We start from the raw sequence: 15,444 nt of genomic DNA on the forward strand, positions 1-15,444 counted from the left end.
CTCTATATGGCTGATCATAATGACTTTGGAAAAATAGCAGAAGATCTGGCTGCAGATTATCTTCAAAAAAACGGCTATAGGATTCTTCTCAGAAATTTCCGTTTTCAAAAAGCGGAAATTGACATTATTGCTGAAAAAGATGGATTACTCATCATTGTAGAAGTGAAGGCCAGATCTTCAGATGCCTTCCTGCTACCACAGGAGGCTGTGACCAGGACTAAAATAAAGTCTATAGTATCGGCAGCCAATCATTACCTGGAAGAATTGAACAATGATAAAGAAGTAAGATTTGATATCATTTCCGTTCTTCCGGATGAACAAAGAAATTTAACTATTGACCATATAATAGATGCCTTTCAGGCATTTGATGCCAACTGATTAATCAGTGTAACAGTATTCGGTATTGGAAGATTTGATTACTGGTGCATTGCTATATTAAATAACATTTATGAAAACAATATTGATCACCGGAGCCACTTCCGGAATAGGAAAATCCACGGCAGAACTGCTGGCAAAACAAGGAAACAGAATTATCATTTGCGGCAGAAGAATTGAAGTTCTTGAATCTGTAAAAACTGAACTTTCCCAATATACCGAAATATTTAGTTTGAATTTTGACGTAAGAAGCAGGGAAGAAGTAGAAACAGCTATTAATTCTCTTCCTGAAAACTGGAAAGATATTGATGTCCTGATTAATAATGCAGGAAATGCACATGGACTAGACCCTCTTTCCGCAGGCAAGACAGACGATTGGGATTCTATGATAGACGGAAACGTAAAAGGTCTTCTGTATGTTTCCAAAATGATCATTCCTGTTATGAAAACTAAAAAATTTAGGTCATATTATAAACATCAGTTCTGTAGCAGCCAGACAAACCTATGCCAATGGAGTAGTGTATTGTGCTACCAAAAAAGCTGTAGATGTGATTTCCGAAGGAATGAGACTGGAACTTACCGAATTCGGAATAAAAGTAACTAATATTCAGCCCGGTGCGGTAGAAACAGATTTCTCCTTGATAAGATTCAAAGGGGACAGCGAAAAGGCCGCCACTGTTTATGCAGGTTATGAAGCACTAAAAGCTGAAGATATTGCAGATGCCATTGCCTATTGTGTGAATGCACCAAAGCACGTTACGATTTCAGATATGACCATCTATCCGAGTGCTCAGGCAGAACCGAGAACAATCTATAGAAAGTAGTCTGAAAATAAAGAATTAAATTTGTAGAAAATTCAAAAAGCGATGTTGATCTTTGCAATGTTGCTGTTTAGCTTAAAATAAAAAAATGAAAATTCTATATCTTGAAACCTCTTCTAAAAACTGCTCTGTAGCTGTATCAGATCATGATAAATTACTCTGTATCTGTGAGGAAGTTTCCGAAAATTATAAACAGTCAGAAAGCCTTCATACTTATGTAGAATGGGCCCTGGAAGGAGCAGGGATTCCGCTCAGTGAAATTGAAGCTGTTTCCTTGGGAAAAGGACCAGGGTCTTATACCGGATTGAGAATTGGAGCCGCTTCCGCAAAAGGATTTTGCTATGGACTCAAGGTACCTTTAGTAGCAGTAAACTCCCTTGAAAGCATGATAGATCCCTTTTTAGGGCAAAATTATGATTTGATAGTACCTTTGATAGACGCAAGGAGAATGGAAGTATATACGGCCGTTTATGACGGTCAGACGGGAAAAGAAATTTCAGTGACTGAAGCCAAAATTTTAAATGAAACTTCTTTTGAAGAATTGAAGGATAAGAAAGTACTATTTGTAGGAGATGGTGCCAGGAAAGCAAAAGAAGTTATACATCTTCCGCTTGCAACATTTAAAGACGATGTTTTCCCTTCTGCACAATATCTGATCAAAAAGACTTTAGAAAAGTTAGAAAACAAGGAATTTGAAGATATAGCTTATTTCGAACCCTTTTATCTGAAAGACTTTCACGGTGTAAAGAAGAAACAATAAATAATATAGGCATAAAAATAAAAGCGAAGTTTCACACTTCGCTTTTATTTTTATTGAGGTCTTGGAGGAACCCCTGTATTAGGTTTGCCTTCGTTAACTTTTTTTACTTTTTCTTTGGGCTGAGGATTGGTTCCCGGTTTTTGCGGGGAGCCGTTTATAGTATTCAATGGCTGCTGAGCCGGATTAATACTTCCAGGTTGTTGTGGAGCTCCGTTTGGCATTTGTGGAGCATTGTTATACCCGGGCTGGGGCGGAGCACTTGCTGGCTGGTTAGGAATCATATTTCCTTTATTATCCGTAGCCTGGAAGCTAAGATCGCTTTTCAGATAATTCAGCATTTCTTTGGCCCTTACACCTTCAGGTGTTTTGGAATAATTCAGGGCAATCTGTTCAAGCTGCAGAATCATTACCTCTTTTCCACTGGATTTTCCTGCGTTAAATGCATTCAGAAGATATAGTTTAGGAACCAGGGCATCTTTAGGATACTTCTGAATAGTTTGGTCTATAATATCCCTGCTTTCCCCGAATTTTTCAGATTCAAACAATGCGTAGGCCTTTTTGTATTCATTTTCAACTTCTTCAGTTGATTTTACAAATGTTTTATTTTTAGGATTTCTAACAAACTCAGCATACGAAGTATAAGGATAATCTGTGAGAAGAATTTGTTTAGCCCTGTCCGAAGCCTGAGGATTTTTCTCATAGTTCATTGCAAATATTTCATACAATGCCTGCAGCATTACTTTTTCTTCAGGTTTTACATCAATAAGATCATACAGGGTTTTGGTAGCAAGGGGAGTATTGGTAAAATAGTTCTGGTACATAATACCAAGTCCTAACGAAGCAGTATCCCTGTCTTTCTTCAATTGGGAAAGCTTACCCTGATCGGTAGGAATCTGCTCGATATAATAAGCCGGTTCAAATCGTCTTGGATTAGGAGTAGAAGTCACACCTAATGCATCATTTTTCATATCTTCAAGAGAAGAGGTCATTTTCTTTGAAAAACGCCAGTTATCAGCAAGCGCTCTGTCTCCCCAGATTTGTTTAAAAGAAGAAGTTCCTTTATTTACTGTCCCTGTGTTACTGAAATAAAACCCCTTAGTGGTAACGCCAAAATCCTCAAAAGAATTTCCGGTATTGGCAAAAATTGAATTGGCGTTATAATCTCCTGTATCGAAGCCCTTACTTCTTTCAGCGCGTCTTCGTTCCTGCTCGGCTTTTTCTTCTTTAGCTTTTAATTTGGCAATATATTTTGAAAAAAAGTCAGTTCTCTGAGCATCATTCATTTTAGCTAAGGAAAGAATACTGTCGTTCTTTTTGATCAGATAATAATTTCTTGAGATTTTTTTAATGTACTCAGATTGATCTTTTAACAGGATTTTAGAAGGTTCGTAGGTCATTACAGCCAGTGCCGAATCATAATAGGCTCCCGCCCCGATATAGTCGTTCTTATCAAGATAGCCTTTTCCGATTTCGTAATAAGCCAAGCCACGGACCTGCGGATCGGAAACCTTTTCAAATAAAGATTTTCGGAAGAAATCCTGTGCTTCTTCTTTTTTTCCGGCTTTATTGGCCATTAATCCTAAAGCGTAATAAAATTCATTTTTTCTGGAGCCGTAAGTCCCTTTTTTACTGATGCTTTCCAGGTAATTTTTGGCTCCATTATAATCCCCTTTACCATTAAAAGTTTTCGCAATGGCAATTTGTGATTTTACTTCAAATTCAAAATCATTAGCATATTTATAGGCTGATGTAAAGCTTTCTCTTGCTTTGTCATTTTGCCCTAGATTTTCAAGAACCTGCCCTCTTAAGTAAGCAATTCTGCTTTTTAATTTTCTGTTGGAATTTAGCTCAAAAGCCTGATCAAGCTCTTTGGCAGCCTCTTCTTTTTTTCCTGCATCCAAAAGAGATTCAGAATAATAAATACTTAGAAGTTTTGCATAATTATTATTAATCTTTTCACCCTTGAGTTTGGCAAAGGTTTCATGAGCCTTGTGATAATCCTTAATTTTATCATATGCCAATCCCTGATATATCCTGGCTAACGGGATTCTCTTATCGTCTTTCATATGGGTAAAGACATAATTGAGGGCGTCCAATGCTTCCAAGGGCTTATTCTGATAAATTCTTGACTGGGCAAGAATCATATAGGCATCAAAAATCTGCTTGTTTTTCTCTTCTCCATTTCTGGTAACCGAATACTTATTAATTGCTTTTAAAGCTTTGGCTTCGGCAATTTCCAGTGTGGTAGCTCCTTTACTTGCATTATCTTCAGGTCTATCGGGAGGATTTCCATCTCCCGGGCCACCCGGAATATTGGGAGCACCAGGGTTATTTCTTCCGGAAGGCTTATTGGCTACTTCGGCCATTTTCATGGAGTTCTCAGCAAAAGCTGTAGACTGGCCAAGATCACTTCCCAAAGGTTGCTCTTCGTAGGTGAGAATCGGAATATAGGGCGCGTAGAAATTATCTTTATGGCTTTTATCCCTGCTCGTAAACTCGCTATTTAATGCGTCTTTTGCATTAAACAGGGTATTGTAATATGTGGAAAATCCTTTTAACAGCTTTGAACGCTGCTCCGGCTTTTTTGTTTTGGTAGCACAGGAAGCAACAATGCACATCACTAAAAGGAATAAAATATTCTTTTTCATTATTCAATTATAACTTGCTAATCCGCTTTTTATTATCAGCAGTTTGATGATTTTGTAAAAATAATAAAATTTTATAATGAATAATATTTATATTTCTTTCAAAATTTTGTAAACCAGATGAGTAGGAAGTCCCATAATCGTATAAAAGCTTCCGGTCATTTTTTTGATTTTTGCCATTCCCAGCCACTCCTGGATTCCATAACTTCCGGCTTTATCAAAAGGGTTGTATTTTTGAATGTAATAATCTATTTCATCATCTGAAATTTTGTCAAAGGTTACATCAGCAACATCAGTCTCTGTAATGGTTGTATCAGCAGTTTTGATTGTAATTCCCGTATAGACCTGATGGGTAGCTTCTGAAAGACTTCGGAGCATATTGCGGGCATCGGTCTCATCTTTTGGTTTTCCCAGAATCCGGTTGTTAATGGTAACTACTGTATCTGCCGTTAATAATGTTTCGCCCTGAACCAGACTCCTGAAGGCATCTGCTTTTAGTTCGGATAAATAGGCCGCGGCATCTTCTATTTTTATAGATTCAGGGAGGATTTCTTCACAATGTATGGCAACGACTTCAAATTCAAATCCAAGGCTGGAAAGCAGTTCTTTTCTTCTTGGAGATTGAGAGGCTAAAAGTAATTTCATGAGGGATTGTTATACAGATTGGGTATTATCATCATGCCAGTTTCCCTGGACTTTCATCACCTGTTCAATGACATCACGCACAGCTCCGCTCCCTCCTTTTTTAGGCGAAATATAATGGGAAATTCCCTTTATTTCGGGAACTGCATTTTCCGGACAGGCAGCAATCGCTGAATTTTCCATGATATGAATATCCGGTAAATCATCTCCCATGGTTAAAATTTCTTCATTTCTAAGATTGTATTTCTTTTTAAAATCTTCAAAATCCACCAGCTTATTATGCGATTTTGGATAATAATCCTGTATGCCAAGATAATTGATTCTATGTTTTACCATTTCATCATTTCCCCCGGTAATAACTCCTATTAAATAATTGTTTTTAAGCGCTTTAACAACGGCGTAGCCATCCAGGACATTCATTACCCGGCACATATTTCCTCCCGGAAGCAGGTAGACGCTCCCATCTGTAAAAACTCCGTCTACATCGAACACAAATGCCTTAATATCTTTTAATTTCTCTTTATAGCTCATACATTTTTTGAATAGAATGATTCATTGTTTTATAAATTTCAAGACTTTCACCTTGTAACAGCTCCTCGTGTAATTGTAATACTCTCTTATCATTTCTTACGGCCGGGCCGGTCTGCGCCATTTTAGGCTCAATTTTATAAATTTTTTTCACCGTTTCATCAATAAGCGGTAGAAAATATTCAAACGGAATTGTCTGGGAATCTGAAATTTCTTTAGCTCTTGAGAAAAGATGATTCACAAAATTGCAGGCAAATACAGCAGTAAGATGGATGTATTTTCTTTTTTCATGATTACTTTCCATTACATTTTCTGAAATTTTAGAAGCCACTTCAAAAAGTGTTTTTTTGTCCTCTTCATTTTCAGCCTTCAATAAAAAACGGAATTTTTTCGTATTCCAGTTCTTTTGATTTTGAAAAAGTCTGTAAAGGATAAAAACTTGATTTTCTGTAATCCCCAATCAGAATTTCTTTAGGAAGGGATCCGGAAGTGTGGGCTACCAGACAATCTTTTTTACGGATAATTTTAGAAACTTCCTCTACTGAGTTATCACTTACACAGATGATATACAGATCGGCATCTTCCAATTGTTCTGCAGAATACGGAATATGTAATTCTTCAGAGATCTTATTCAATTCTTTTTCATTCCTGCCAAAAATCTGGGCTAAAGAAATCCCCCGTAAGGTGAAAGCTTTTGCCATATGATAGGCTACATTTCCGGAACCGATAATTACAATTTGCATATAACAAATATAAGATTTTAAGCTGAGTCCGGAAAGCAAGAGGAGATCAGAATCCGAAGTATATTACAGGCACACTTATTGCCTGTTGTTAAAAGCTTATTGCCTAAGAGTCTTCTATTTATTTTGGATTTTTAGGTAAAAATTGAATAAATAATTTAACTTTCAGTTATTTTTGTAATCCAAAACAAGGAAAGCATCTTATGAAGAGTAAGGACGAGGAAATTATTTCGTTGATGCAAAATCCACGGACCCAGGATAAAGGAGTCCGTGCCTTGATGGATGCTTATCAAAGCAGATTGTACTGGCATATACGAAGAATAATTGTAGACGGAGATCTTGCTCAAGATACTTTGCAGGAAACTTTTATAAAAGCTTATCAGAATTTTCATCAGTTCAAAAATGATAGCCAGCTGTATACCTGGTTATACAGGATTGCTACCAACGAAGCACTGCAGCAGGTAAACAAGATGAAGAAAATGAAAAAAACTGATGAAGATGCAGAGTATCATATGCAGAATCTTGTTGCCGACAATACGGAAAGAGATGCCGAAGAAATACAAATATTATTGCAAAACGCTATACAGAGCCTGCCTGAAAAGCAGAAGCTGGTTTTTATGATGAGGTATTATGATGATTTACCCTATGAAGAAATATCAAAAATTGTAGATATGTCTGTAGGGACCCTAAAGACCAATTATCATTATGCCAAACAAAAAATAGAAGATTATATAAAAGAAAATTACGAGAAATAATTTTTGAAAAAACAAAGATGAAAGAGTTCGATATTGAAAAATTAGAGCGTAAAAACATTTACACAGTTCCTGATGACCTGTTTGAGAATATTCAGGAAAAGGTTATGAATGATATAAAGACAAGTCAGAAAGCGCCTGTCTTTAAATTAAACTGGATGTATGCCGCAGCTGCATCACTGGCTTTGATTTTTGGAGCAACTTATGTTTTCAATTCTGATAATGATTCTGTTGAAAAAAGATTGAACTCAGCGAAAGCGTATGCTATTAATGATAGCAGTAAAGGAGAACCTAAGACAGAAGGCGAACTTGCCTACGAAACGTTGAAGTCTGATTTAACTTCTGTTGAAAATAATAATCAAACAGTTGGAAATCAGGAAAATAATAAAGGGTATGTCGTTAAAAATACCCATAATAACCCAACAGATTCCCCTCAACCGGTGAAAACTGTTACAAAAAAAGAAGAAACGCGGATGAATGATTATCTGGATTCGTTTTCTAATTCTGAAATTGCAGAATTAGCAAGTAATTCGACTCAGGATGTTTATTTGGATTTATATAATTAATAAGAAAGATGAAAAAGATATTATTTACGTTTTTTATTATTTATGGTTTTGGCTTAAATGCCCAAAGGACGGATTATGATTGGAAGAAGATGGATCCGAAGCAAAGAAAAGAGGTGATCAATAATCTTTCTCCGGAAGAAAGAAAAGAATTGCTGAAGAAGTTCAGAAACAATATGATAATGGATAATCTGAATATAGACCCGGGTGATAAAGCAGAATTCACACAGCTTTATAACGAATACCTGGAAAGTCAGAAGCAGATAAAAAAGCCAGTTTGATCCAAGCTTTAATCCTGAAACCTTATCAGATGATGAAGCCAAAGCTAAGCTGCAGCAAAGCTTTGAAATAGGCCAGAAACTGTTAGATAACAGGAAAAAATATGCAGATAAAATGCAGCAGGTGATTCCCTGTCAAAAAGTCTTGAAGTTGTTTCAATCTGAGGGTATGATGAGAGATAAAATGAATGAAAGAAAACCTCACAACCACAATAACACTTCGGGATCTAAACAAAACCCATAATAGTTTATTTTTTTAATGTTGGACGGCTCTCACAAACCTTTTTGTGAGAGCCGTTTAATTGTATTTCAAATTCTTACTTTTGCAGTAAAGGTCAAATTATGAAAAAAATACTTTTCTTTTTATTGTTTTCTATAGTATTACATGCTCAGAAAACAGAAACTATAGATCTTTCAAAATCTATTAAAGACAGCAAAAATTCCATCAAAAGTTTTACTGTGATAGATCAGAGAGCCAATCAGGAAATAGGAATGGTCATGTACCATAAAGATAATGTAAAGGTGATTTTTGAAAATGATGCCGGTAAGGACTTAAAAGATTGGTTTTATAAATACAATCCGGTAAGAGGAAACAATGATTTGGTCCTTGTGTTGGAAAACTTAAATATTTCAGAAGACAGGAAAGAAAAATATTCTATCGGAAAACTTGAATTAAGAGCAAGTACTTTTATAAAAAGAGATGATGGATATCATTTTGTGTATAGAAAAGATACAATAGCTGCTGTTTCATCAAGAACCACACCTTATCTGGCACAAAATCTGGCAAGAAAAATAACCTTAATTTTTACTGATCTGTTTAAAAAATCCTATGAGGCAAAGCCATGGGAATTTACTGTTCCAGAAAATGACCTTTCTCATTATACTACTTTACTAAAAGATAAACTTGATATTTTAAAAGCAGACGAATTAAAAGAAGGAGCTTATAAAGACTATTACAGCTTTTTTACTCATACTCCCGAACCTGGATTTACTTTACAAACCAATAATAAAGGAATTGTTACAAAAGCAGTAAAGGGAGAGGAGAAAAAAGGAATAAGAAATTTCTATGCTTTTGTACATAATGGCATAGCCTATAAAACTATTCCTGCAGGTTATACAGAAATTTTTAAAAATGAAGATGATGTTTTTATTGAAGTCACAAAAGCAGAATTGTTTCCGGAGACAGCAACAAATGGTGCAATGATTGGTGCTGCTGCAGGTGGTTTAATAGGAGGTATTATCGGTGCGGTGATTGACGTCAGTATATCCGGTAAGAAAAGCAGTACAATAGGATCTAAAGTTTACCTTGACCCCTTTACAGGAAATTACATTTTTCCGGAAAATTTTGGTAAAAACCAATAGTGAAAAAAGGCTAATTTTGTCCACATAATGTATTGTTATTTGGGTTTTAATAAAACAAAAACTAAGAATGAAAAAATCTCTTGTATTTTCTTATCTTTGCAAATTACAAGATTCTTAAATGAAAAACATACGAAATTTTTGCATAATTGCTCATATCGACCACGGTAAAAGTACTTTGGCAGACCGCCTTTTGGAGTATACCAATACTGTTACTCAACGAGAATTGCAATCTCAGACATTGGATGATATGGATCTGGAGAAAGAACGTGGAATTACAATCAAATCCCACGCTATCCAGATGGATTATGAGTATAAAGGAGAAAAATATACTTTAAACCTGATCGATACACCGGGACACGTAGACTTCTCTTACGAAGTTTCCCGTTCCATTGCTGCCTGTGAAGGAGCACTTCTTATTGTAGATGCCGCACAAAGCATTCAGGCCCAAACTATCAGCAACCTTTATCTGGCATTGGAGAATGATCTTACCATTATCCCGATCCTGAATAAAATTGATCTGCCTTCTGCGAATCCTGAAGAAGTAACCGATGAAATTATGAATCTGATTGGTTGTGAATATGAAGATGTATTAAGAGTTTCAGGAAAAACAGGAGAGGGAGTCCATCACTTGCTGGAACAGATTGTAGAAAGAATTCCTGCACCGGTCGGAGATCCGGATGCTCCTCTTCAGGCTCTGATTTTTGATTCTGTTTATAACCCGTTCAGAGGGATTGAGGCTTATTTTAAAGTTGTAAACGGAAGCATCAAAAAAGGGCAGAAGGTAAAATTCATGGCTACCGACAAGACCTATGAAGCAGATGAGGTAGGAACTCTAAAGCTAAAGCAGGTTCCTAAAAAAGAAATTTTAACAGGAGATGTTGGCTATATTATTTCCGGAATTAAGGATGCAAGAGAAGTAAAGGTAGGAGATACCATCACTTCTTTTGAAAAACCAGCAACTGCACCGATTGAAGGATTTGAAGAGGTAAAACCAATGGTATTTGCCGGGATTTACCCTATTGATTCTGAGGATTTTGAAGAATTGAGGTTCTCATTGGAGAAACTGAGACTGAATGATGCCTCTTTGGTTTTTGAACCGGAGAGTTCGGCGGCACTTGGTTTCGGATTCCGTTGCGGATTCCTGGGGATGCTTCACATGGAAATCGTACAGGAACGCCTGGATAGAGAGTTCAATATGAACGTTATCACCACAGTACCGAACGTATCGTATTTTGGATATTCTAAAAAAGAACCTGAAGTTCCGATTCTGATCAATAACCCGTCTGAAATGATGGATCCATCAATTATGGATAGAGTAGAAGAACCTTTTATCAAAGCTTCTATCATTACAAAATCTGATTTCGTTGGAGCTGTAATGACACTTTGTATTGAAAAAAGAGGAGAAATCGTTAATCAAAGCTACCTGACTTCAGAAAGAGTAGAATTGATTTTCAATATGCCATTGGCAGAAGTTGTTTTCGATTTCTATGACAGATTAAAATCAATCTCAAAAGGGTATGCATCATTTGATTATCATCCGATAGGATTCAGAGCTTCAAAGCTTGTAAAAATGGATATCCTGATCAACGGTGATATGGTTGATGCCCTTTCCTCTCTGATTCACGACAGTAATGCTTATCATATCGGTAAAAAGATGTGTGAAAAGCTTCGTGAGCTGATTCCGAGACAGCAGTTTGATATTGCTGTTCAGGCCGCTTTGGGAACAAAAGTGATTGCAAGGGAAACCATTAAGGCTTTAAGAAAGGATGTTACCGCAAAATGTTATGGTGGAGATATCTCCAGAAAGCGTAAGCTACTGGAAAAGCAAAAAGAAGGTAAGAAGAAAATGAAGCAGATCGGAAGGGTGGAAGTACCACAGTCTGCATTTATGGCAGTATTAAAGCTTAATGATTAAAAATATGAACCGTTTCAATCGAAACGGTTTTTATTTGTTGTTAAAATCATTTTGTATTTATTCATTTAATAGTAACTTTGTGTATTCGTAACGCAAATAAGTTTATGGAATCTCCAAAAAAATTACAGGATATTAAAGTAGCAGTAGATGCCGTTATTTTCGGGTATTTCGATAAAAAGGATCTACAGATTCTTTTAATCAAAAGAAAAATAGAACCTTTCAAAGGAGGCTGGGCCCTTCCGGGAGGTCTTGTGTTGGACGATGAGAATCTGGATGATGCCGTAAAAAGGGAATTACATGAAGAGGCAGGCATAAAGCCCGATTTTTTAGAACAACTCTATACATTTGGAGATGTTGGTCGTGACCCAAGAAACAGGGTGGTTTCTGTGGCTTATTTGGGACTTGTAAATCCTTCCTATCACGAATTGTTTGCAGATTCTGATGCAGATGATGCACAGTGGTTCAGTATCAATAAACTTCCTAAGGTCGCCTTTGATCATAAAAGCATCATTGAAGTCGCTTTAAAAAGGCTGCGTACAAAAATACAATACCAGCCGGTAGGCTTTAATCTCCTTAATGAAGAATTTCCTTTTTCGGACCTTGAAAATCTTTACAAAACCATTGTAGGACAAGAGATAGACCGGAGAAACTTCCGCAAAAAAATAATGAGCTATGGGCTTCTTAATGAAACCAACAACGTTAAAAAAGAAGGAAGCGGAAGACCGGGTAAGTTGTTTACTTTCAATCAGCAGAAGTATAAAGAATTAGAAGAACAAGGGTTTTATTTTGAGATAAAATAATTTGTTTCACAAAAACGGCCGGATTTGATAATTCGGGATCACAGTTATTATGACTATAAAATATATCAATAGAGCGGGCTTTAGCCCGCTTTTTCTGTTTTAGCCAAAACCTAAATTAGCAGGGTTTTATATTTTTTTTCTATTTGATTATCAGTTAATTGTGTTTTTTAGTGTAAAATAGACGCAAATAAATTTGGAAGAAAGAAAAGTATTCTTTTAAATTTGTGTAAAAATAACACAATAGTAAAATGTTCTCTCTATAATAGTAAAGAAAGATTTCAGAAGAAAACAAGATAACCAACACAAATATTAATAATAAAAAAAGAATATGGTATGCTGAGGATCTTATTACACAAGACATAACTATGTCTTTTTGAATTAGCGTAATAATAACACAAAAATTTTAAATATGGAAGATGAATTAACACCAAGATTTATCAAGTCATTACAAAGGAATAATGATCAGATCAGAGAAGACAGGGCCCGTACTATCGGGGAGGACGTACAATTGATCTATAGGCGCAGGGTTGAAGATATCGAACTTAGCATAAAAAGGCTTGAACGAGAACAGGAAGGGCTTATTGACATCAGTCCTTTGGACAGAAACAGCTTGACATTTGCGGACTTTAATTCCGAAACATTTGTTCAAAAAGACATTGAATTATCATTAACAATCAGAAATCTGAATATTCAGCTTGAGGTAGCACAAAAGAGATTTGAATATTTATTTGCAAAAACAAGATAAGCCATGGGAAGTACAAGATATGATTTAGATGCTCGTTATGACAGAGCAAGTAAAGCTGGTTACGGAACAAAATCTGCAGGTGAAATTTTCACTCAGAACGCAAAGAGAAAAGCACATTCATCAATGATCCCAAGCGGGATTTCTTTCAGAGAGTCCAGAGATTCGGAAGTGCATCCCAATTCAGTTCCCGTTATTCTGGGCCTGGATGTTACAGGAAGTATGGGGCATATTCCGCATGAGTTGATTAAAGAAGGATTGCCAAAACTGATGGGAGGTATTATACAGGGAGGAGTGCCTGATGCTGCACTTTTGTTTTTGGGAATTGGCGATCATGAGTGTGATAACTATCCACTACAAGTCGGGCAATTTGAATCCGGAGATGAAGAGCTGGATATGTGGCTTACCCGTACTTATATTGAATCCGGAGGCGGCGGGAATGCCGGGGAAAGTTATCTTTTAGCCTGGTATTTTGCTGCTTTTCATACCAGAACCGATGCCTTTGAAAAAAGAAATCAAAAAGGATTGTTGTTCACAGTAGGTGATGAACCTTGTTTGAAAGTATTGCCGGCATCTGCCATTAGAGAGATAATGGGAGCAGGTCAGCAAACTTACACTCATTATGAATTATTGGAGGAAGCTCAAAAGAAATATGAAGTATACCATATCAGTGTTTTGCATTCTGATCAGGCTATAAGAGCGGATAGGGGCTGGAAGGAATTATTAGGACAAAACTGTATATCCATCACAGATCACAGGGAAATTCCGGATGTTATTAAAGGAATCATCTGTGAAAAGTTTAAAAATAAAAACGTTTAAAACAATAGATCACGAAGGATTGGATCATATACAAATGCTTTAAATTATGAAAACGGCACAAATAATTATAGGATTAGGATTTGGTGATGAAGGCAAGGGAATTACTACTGATTTTCTTGCCCGTCAGAATCCGGGAGCAGTTGTGATAAGGTTTTCCGGGGGCCAACAGGCGGCACATACGGTGATGATTGATGATAAAAAACATATTCATTCCAGTTTTGCAAGTGGAGCTCTTCGCGGATTGCCGTCCTATTTTACTGAACATTGTACAATTTATCCCATTTTCTTATTGAATGAAAGAGAAGAATTAAAAACAAAAAGCGGAAATATAGAGCTGCACATACATCCATTGGCAAAAGTGACCACACCGTTTGATATATGGCAAAACAGGACCAATGCAAAAAACCTGGAACATGGTACCTGTGGAAAGGGAATAGGCGCTACCATGAAAAGACACGAAAGCCCCTATAAACTATTTGCCATAGATTTAATAGCTCCCAGAACAATGCTGGTTGAAAAGTTGAAAGGAATTGCTTATTACTATGGCTTTATGGATGACCATCAGATCGAAGAAGAATTGCGGACTTTTTTACAAGCTATAGATTTAATAGATTGGAAAATAGATGATTATTCCTATTTAAAATCATTTGATCATCTTATATTTGAAGGAAGCCAGGGGATCTTACTGGATATGGATCATGGTATTTTTCCCAATGTGACCTATGCTCATACGACCTCAAAAAAACGCATATGAAATCTGCAAACAATTGAATATTGAAGCCATAGAAATGTTTTATATCACAAGAAGTTATGCAACACGCCACGGAAATGGATGGATGAGCAACGAAAACGCAATGGTATTAAAAAATAATGAAGAAGAAACCTGTACTTTTAATGAATACCAGAAGGAGCTCAGAGTAGGTGAACTAGATTATAAACTGTTGAATTATGCTTTAAAACTAGATGCCGCCTATAGCTGTTCAACAAAGAAAAATCTTGTGGTGACTTGCCTGGACCAGATTGATGATGAATTTAAGGTGGATAAACTGGAAGTGAAATTTGATAATATTTATGGTTCATATTCCCCATATTCAAAAGATTTTAAAAAGCTTTTTTAATTCCTGTTGAATTGGAGATATAATTTTATATTTAAAGTAATGGAATCAATGATATGAGATTAAAAGTAGATAACAATGAAAACTGAATTATTAAAAGGAGACATTACAAAAATTAAAGTTGATGCTGTTGTTAACGCTGCTAATTCTTCCTTACTTGGAGGTGGCGGTGTAGATGGTGCAATCCACCGTGCAGGAGGCCCGGAAATTTTAGAAGAATGCAAGGCTATAAGAAACAGGCAGGGAAAATGTGGCACCGGAAAGGCGGTAGTAACCAGGGCAGGAAACCTGCCCGCAAAATATGTGATTCATACGGTAGGTCCCGTTTGGGATAATGACGAAGAAAAATGTTCAAAACTGTTGGCAGACTGTTATAGAAATTCTTTACAATTAGCAGAAAGCCTTAAGATAAAATCAATTGCTTTTCCTAATATCAGCACAGGAGTCTATAGGTTTCCAAAAGAACTGGCAGCGAAAATTGCCATAGATGAAGTCAGAAAATTTGAACCAGATAGTATTGAGAAAGTTGTTTTTGTCTGTTTCGATGATGAAAATAACATGATTTATAAAAAACTATTAGAATAAAC

At 36.3% G+C, this 15,444-nt stretch carries 16 protein-coding genes and 2 pseudogenes; 14 read left to right on the forward strand and 4 right to left on the reverse strand.

What is annotated here, in order from left to right:
* Positions 1-6: 6 nt before the first annotated feature.
* The 3 genes and pseudogenes from HX13_RS15010 (at position 7) to tsaB (ending at position 1,956) form a co-directional block, all read left to right on the forward strand.
* A complete protein-coding gene (locus tag HX13_RS15010) occupies positions 7-378 on the forward strand; it encodes a YraN family protein (protein ID WP_050021761.1) in 372 nt (123 codons plus the stop codon).
* 70 nt (positions 379-448) lie between these two features.
* Positions 449-1,199 (forward strand): annotated as a pseudogene (locus HX13_RS15015) (SDR family NAD(P)-dependent oxidoreductase).
* Positions 1,200-1,284: 85 nt separating this feature from the next.
* A complete protein-coding gene (tsaB, locus tag HX13_RS15020) occupies positions 1,285-1,956 on the forward strand; it encodes a tRNA (adenosine(37)-N6)-threonylcarbamoyltransferase complex dimerization subunit type 1 TsaB (protein WP_050021762.1) in 672 nt (223 codons plus the stop codon).
* Between the two features lie 50 nt (positions 1,957-2,006).
* On the opposite strand, the gene HX13_RS15025 is transcribed toward tsaB, so the two are convergent.
* The 4 genes and pseudogenes from HX13_RS15025 to HX13_RS15040 all read right to left on the reverse strand — a co-directional run bounded on the left by HX13_RS15025 (position 2,007) and on the right by HX13_RS15040 (position 6,514).
* Positions 2,007-4,604, reverse strand: a complete 2,598-nt coding sequence (locus tag HX13_RS15025; RefSeq protein ID WP_050021763.1) for a tetratricopeptide repeat protein — start codon at positions 4,602-4,604, stop codon at positions 2,007-2,009.
* Positions 4,605-4,691: 87 nt separating this feature from the next.
* Entirely contained in the window at positions 4,692-5,246 is a 555-nt protein-coding gene (locus tag HX13_RS15030) for a Maf family protein (RefSeq protein WP_050021764.1), read from the reverse strand.
* Between the two features lie 9 nt (positions 5,247-5,255).
* Positions 5,256-5,774: a KdsC family phosphatase gene (locus HX13_RS15035; protein ID WP_050021765.1), complete on the reverse strand. Its 519-nt coding sequence runs from the start codon at positions 5,772-5,774 to the stop codon at positions 5,256-5,258.
* Positions 5,764-6,514, reverse strand: a pseudogene (locus HX13_RS15040) (Rossmann-like and DUF2520 domain-containing protein). Before HX13_RS15040 ends, HX13_RS15035 begins: the two are co-directional and overlap by 11 nt.
* Positions 6,515-6,714: 200 nt before the next feature.
* On the opposite strand from HX13_RS15040, the gene HX13_RS15045 reads away from it, so the two are divergent.
* The 11 genes from HX13_RS15045 to HX13_RS15090 all read left to right on the forward strand — a co-directional run bounded on the left by HX13_RS15045 (position 6,715) and on the right by HX13_RS15090 (position 15,442).
* Positions 6,715-7,266, forward strand: a complete 552-nt coding sequence (locus HX13_RS15045; RefSeq protein ID WP_050021766.1) for an RNA polymerase sigma factor — start codon at positions 6,715-6,717, stop codon at positions 7,264-7,266.
* Positions 7,267-7,283: 17 nt separating this feature from the next.
* Positions 7,284-7,829 carry a hypothetical protein gene (locus tag HX13_RS15050; protein ID WP_050021767.1) on the forward strand — a complete coding sequence of 182 codons (546 nt, stop codon included), beginning with the start codon at positions 7,284-7,286 and terminating at the stop codon, positions 7,827-7,829.
* A gap of 8 nt (positions 7,830-7,837) precedes the next feature.
* Positions 7,838-8,107 carry a DUF3106 domain-containing protein gene (locus tag HX13_RS24530; RefSeq protein WP_238555384.1) on the forward strand — a complete coding sequence of 90 codons (270 nt, stop codon included), beginning with the start codon at positions 7,838-7,840 and terminating at the stop codon, positions 8,105-8,107.
* Positions 8,108-8,446: 339 nt separating this feature from the next.
* Complete coding sequence (locus tag HX13_RS15060) at positions 8,447-9,466, forward strand: hypothetical protein (RefSeq protein ID WP_050021768.1); 1,020 nt, start codon at positions 8,447-8,449, stop codon at positions 9,464-9,466.
* Between the two features lie 118 nt (positions 9,467-9,584).
* Positions 9,585-11,381 carry a translation elongation factor 4 gene (gene lepA / locus HX13_RS15065; protein ID WP_050021769.1) on the forward strand — a complete coding sequence of 599 codons (1,797 nt, stop codon included), beginning with the start codon at positions 9,585-9,587 and terminating at the stop codon, positions 11,379-11,381.
* Between the two features lie 104 nt (positions 11,382-11,485).
* Complete coding sequence (locus HX13_RS15070) at positions 11,486-12,181, forward strand: NUDIX hydrolase (RefSeq protein ID WP_050021770.1); 696 nt, start codon at positions 11,486-11,488, stop codon at positions 12,179-12,181.
* Between the two features lie 409 nt (positions 12,182-12,590).
* Positions 12,591-12,926, forward strand: coding sequence for a hypothetical protein (locus tag HX13_RS15075; RefSeq protein ID WP_050021771.1), 336 nt, complete (start codon positions 12,591-12,593; stop codon positions 12,924-12,926).
* A 3-nt stretch (positions 12,927-12,929) separates the two neighbouring features.
* Positions 12,930-13,742 (forward strand): hypothetical protein, encoded by an 813-nt coding sequence (locus HX13_RS15080; RefSeq protein WP_050021772.1) that lies wholly within the window; start codon positions 12,930-12,932, stop codon positions 13,740-13,742.
* Between the two features lie 46 nt (positions 13,743-13,788).
* Complete coding sequence (locus HX13_RS15085; RefSeq protein ID WP_262483559.1) at positions 13,789-14,496, forward strand: adenylosuccinate synthetase; 708 nt, start codon at positions 13,789-13,791, stop codon at positions 14,494-14,496.
* A gap of 13 nt (positions 14,497-14,509) precedes the next feature.
* On the forward strand, positions 14,510-14,860 hold the full coding sequence (locus tag HX13_RS25655) for an adenylosuccinate synthetase (protein WP_262483560.1): 351 nt from the start codon (positions 14,510-14,512) through the stop codon (positions 14,858-14,860).
* 75 nt (positions 14,861-14,935) lie between these two features.
* A complete protein-coding gene (locus HX13_RS15090) occupies positions 14,936-15,442 on the forward strand; it encodes an O-acetyl-ADP-ribose deacetylase (protein WP_050021773.1) in 507 nt (168 codons plus the stop codon).
* Positions 15,443-15,444 lie beyond the last annotated feature (2 nt).

It is taken from the genome of Chryseobacterium sp. P1-3 (genome assembly GCF_000738495.1).
GTDB lineage: Bacteria > Bacteroidota > Bacteroidia > Flavobacteriales > Weeksellaceae > Chryseobacterium > Chryseobacterium gallinarum.

Bases quoted from the DNA above. Each gene is read 5' to 3' on its own strand.
- HX13_RS15080 (WP_050021772.1), top strand. From the start codon at position 12,930: ATGGGAAGTACAAGATATGATTTAGATGCTCGTTATGACAGAGCAAGT.
- HX13_RS24530 (WP_238555384.1), top strand. From the start codon at position 7,838: ATGAAAAAGATATTATTTACGTTTTTTATTATTTATGGTTTTGGCTTA.
- HX13_RS15090 (WP_050021773.1), top strand. From the start codon at position 14,936: ATGAAAACTGAATTATTAAAAGGAGACATTACAAAAATTAAAGTTGAT.
- tsaB (WP_050021762.1), top strand. From the start codon at position 1,285: ATGAAAATTCTATATCTTGAAACCTCTTCTAAAAACTGCTCTGTAGCT.
- HX13_RS15025 (WP_050021763.1), bottom strand. From the start codon at position 4,604: ATGAAAAAGAATATTTTATTCCTTTTAGTGATGTGCATTGTTGCTTCC.
- HX13_RS15075 (WP_050021771.1), top strand. From the start codon at position 12,591: ATGGAAGATGAATTAACACCAAGATTTATCAAGTCATTACAAAGGAAT.
- HX13_RS15030 (WP_050021764.1), bottom strand. From the start codon at position 5,246: ATGAAATTACTTTTAGCCTCTCAATCTCCAAGAAGAAAAGAACTGCTT.
- HX13_RS15035 (WP_050021765.1), bottom strand. From the start codon at position 5,774: ATGAGCTATAAAGAGAAATTAAAAGATATTAAGGCATTTGTGTTCGAT.
- HX13_RS15060 (WP_050021768.1), top strand. From the start codon at position 8,447: ATGAAAAAAATACTTTTCTTTTTATTGTTTTCTATAGTATTACATGCT.
- HX13_RS15010 (WP_050021761.1), top strand. From the start codon at position 7: ATGGCTGATCATAATGACTTTGGAAAAATAGCAGAAGATCTGGCTGCA.
- HX13_RS15070 (WP_050021770.1), top strand. From the start codon at position 11,486: ATGGAATCTCCAAAAAAATTACAGGATATTAAAGTAGCAGTAGATGCC.
- HX13_RS15045 (WP_050021766.1), top strand. From the start codon at position 6,715: ATGAAGAGTAAGGACGAGGAAATTATTTCGTTGATGCAAAATCCACGG.
- lepA (WP_050021769.1), top strand. From the start codon at position 9,585: ATGAAAAACATACGAAATTTTTGCATAATTGCTCATATCGACCACGGT.
- HX13_RS15085 (WP_262483559.1), top strand. From the start codon at position 13,789: ATGAAAACGGCACAAATAATTATAGGATTAGGATTTGGTGATGAAGGC.
- HX13_RS15050 (WP_050021767.1), top strand. From the start codon at position 7,284: ATGAAAGAGTTCGATATTGAAAAATTAGAGCGTAAAAACATTTACACA.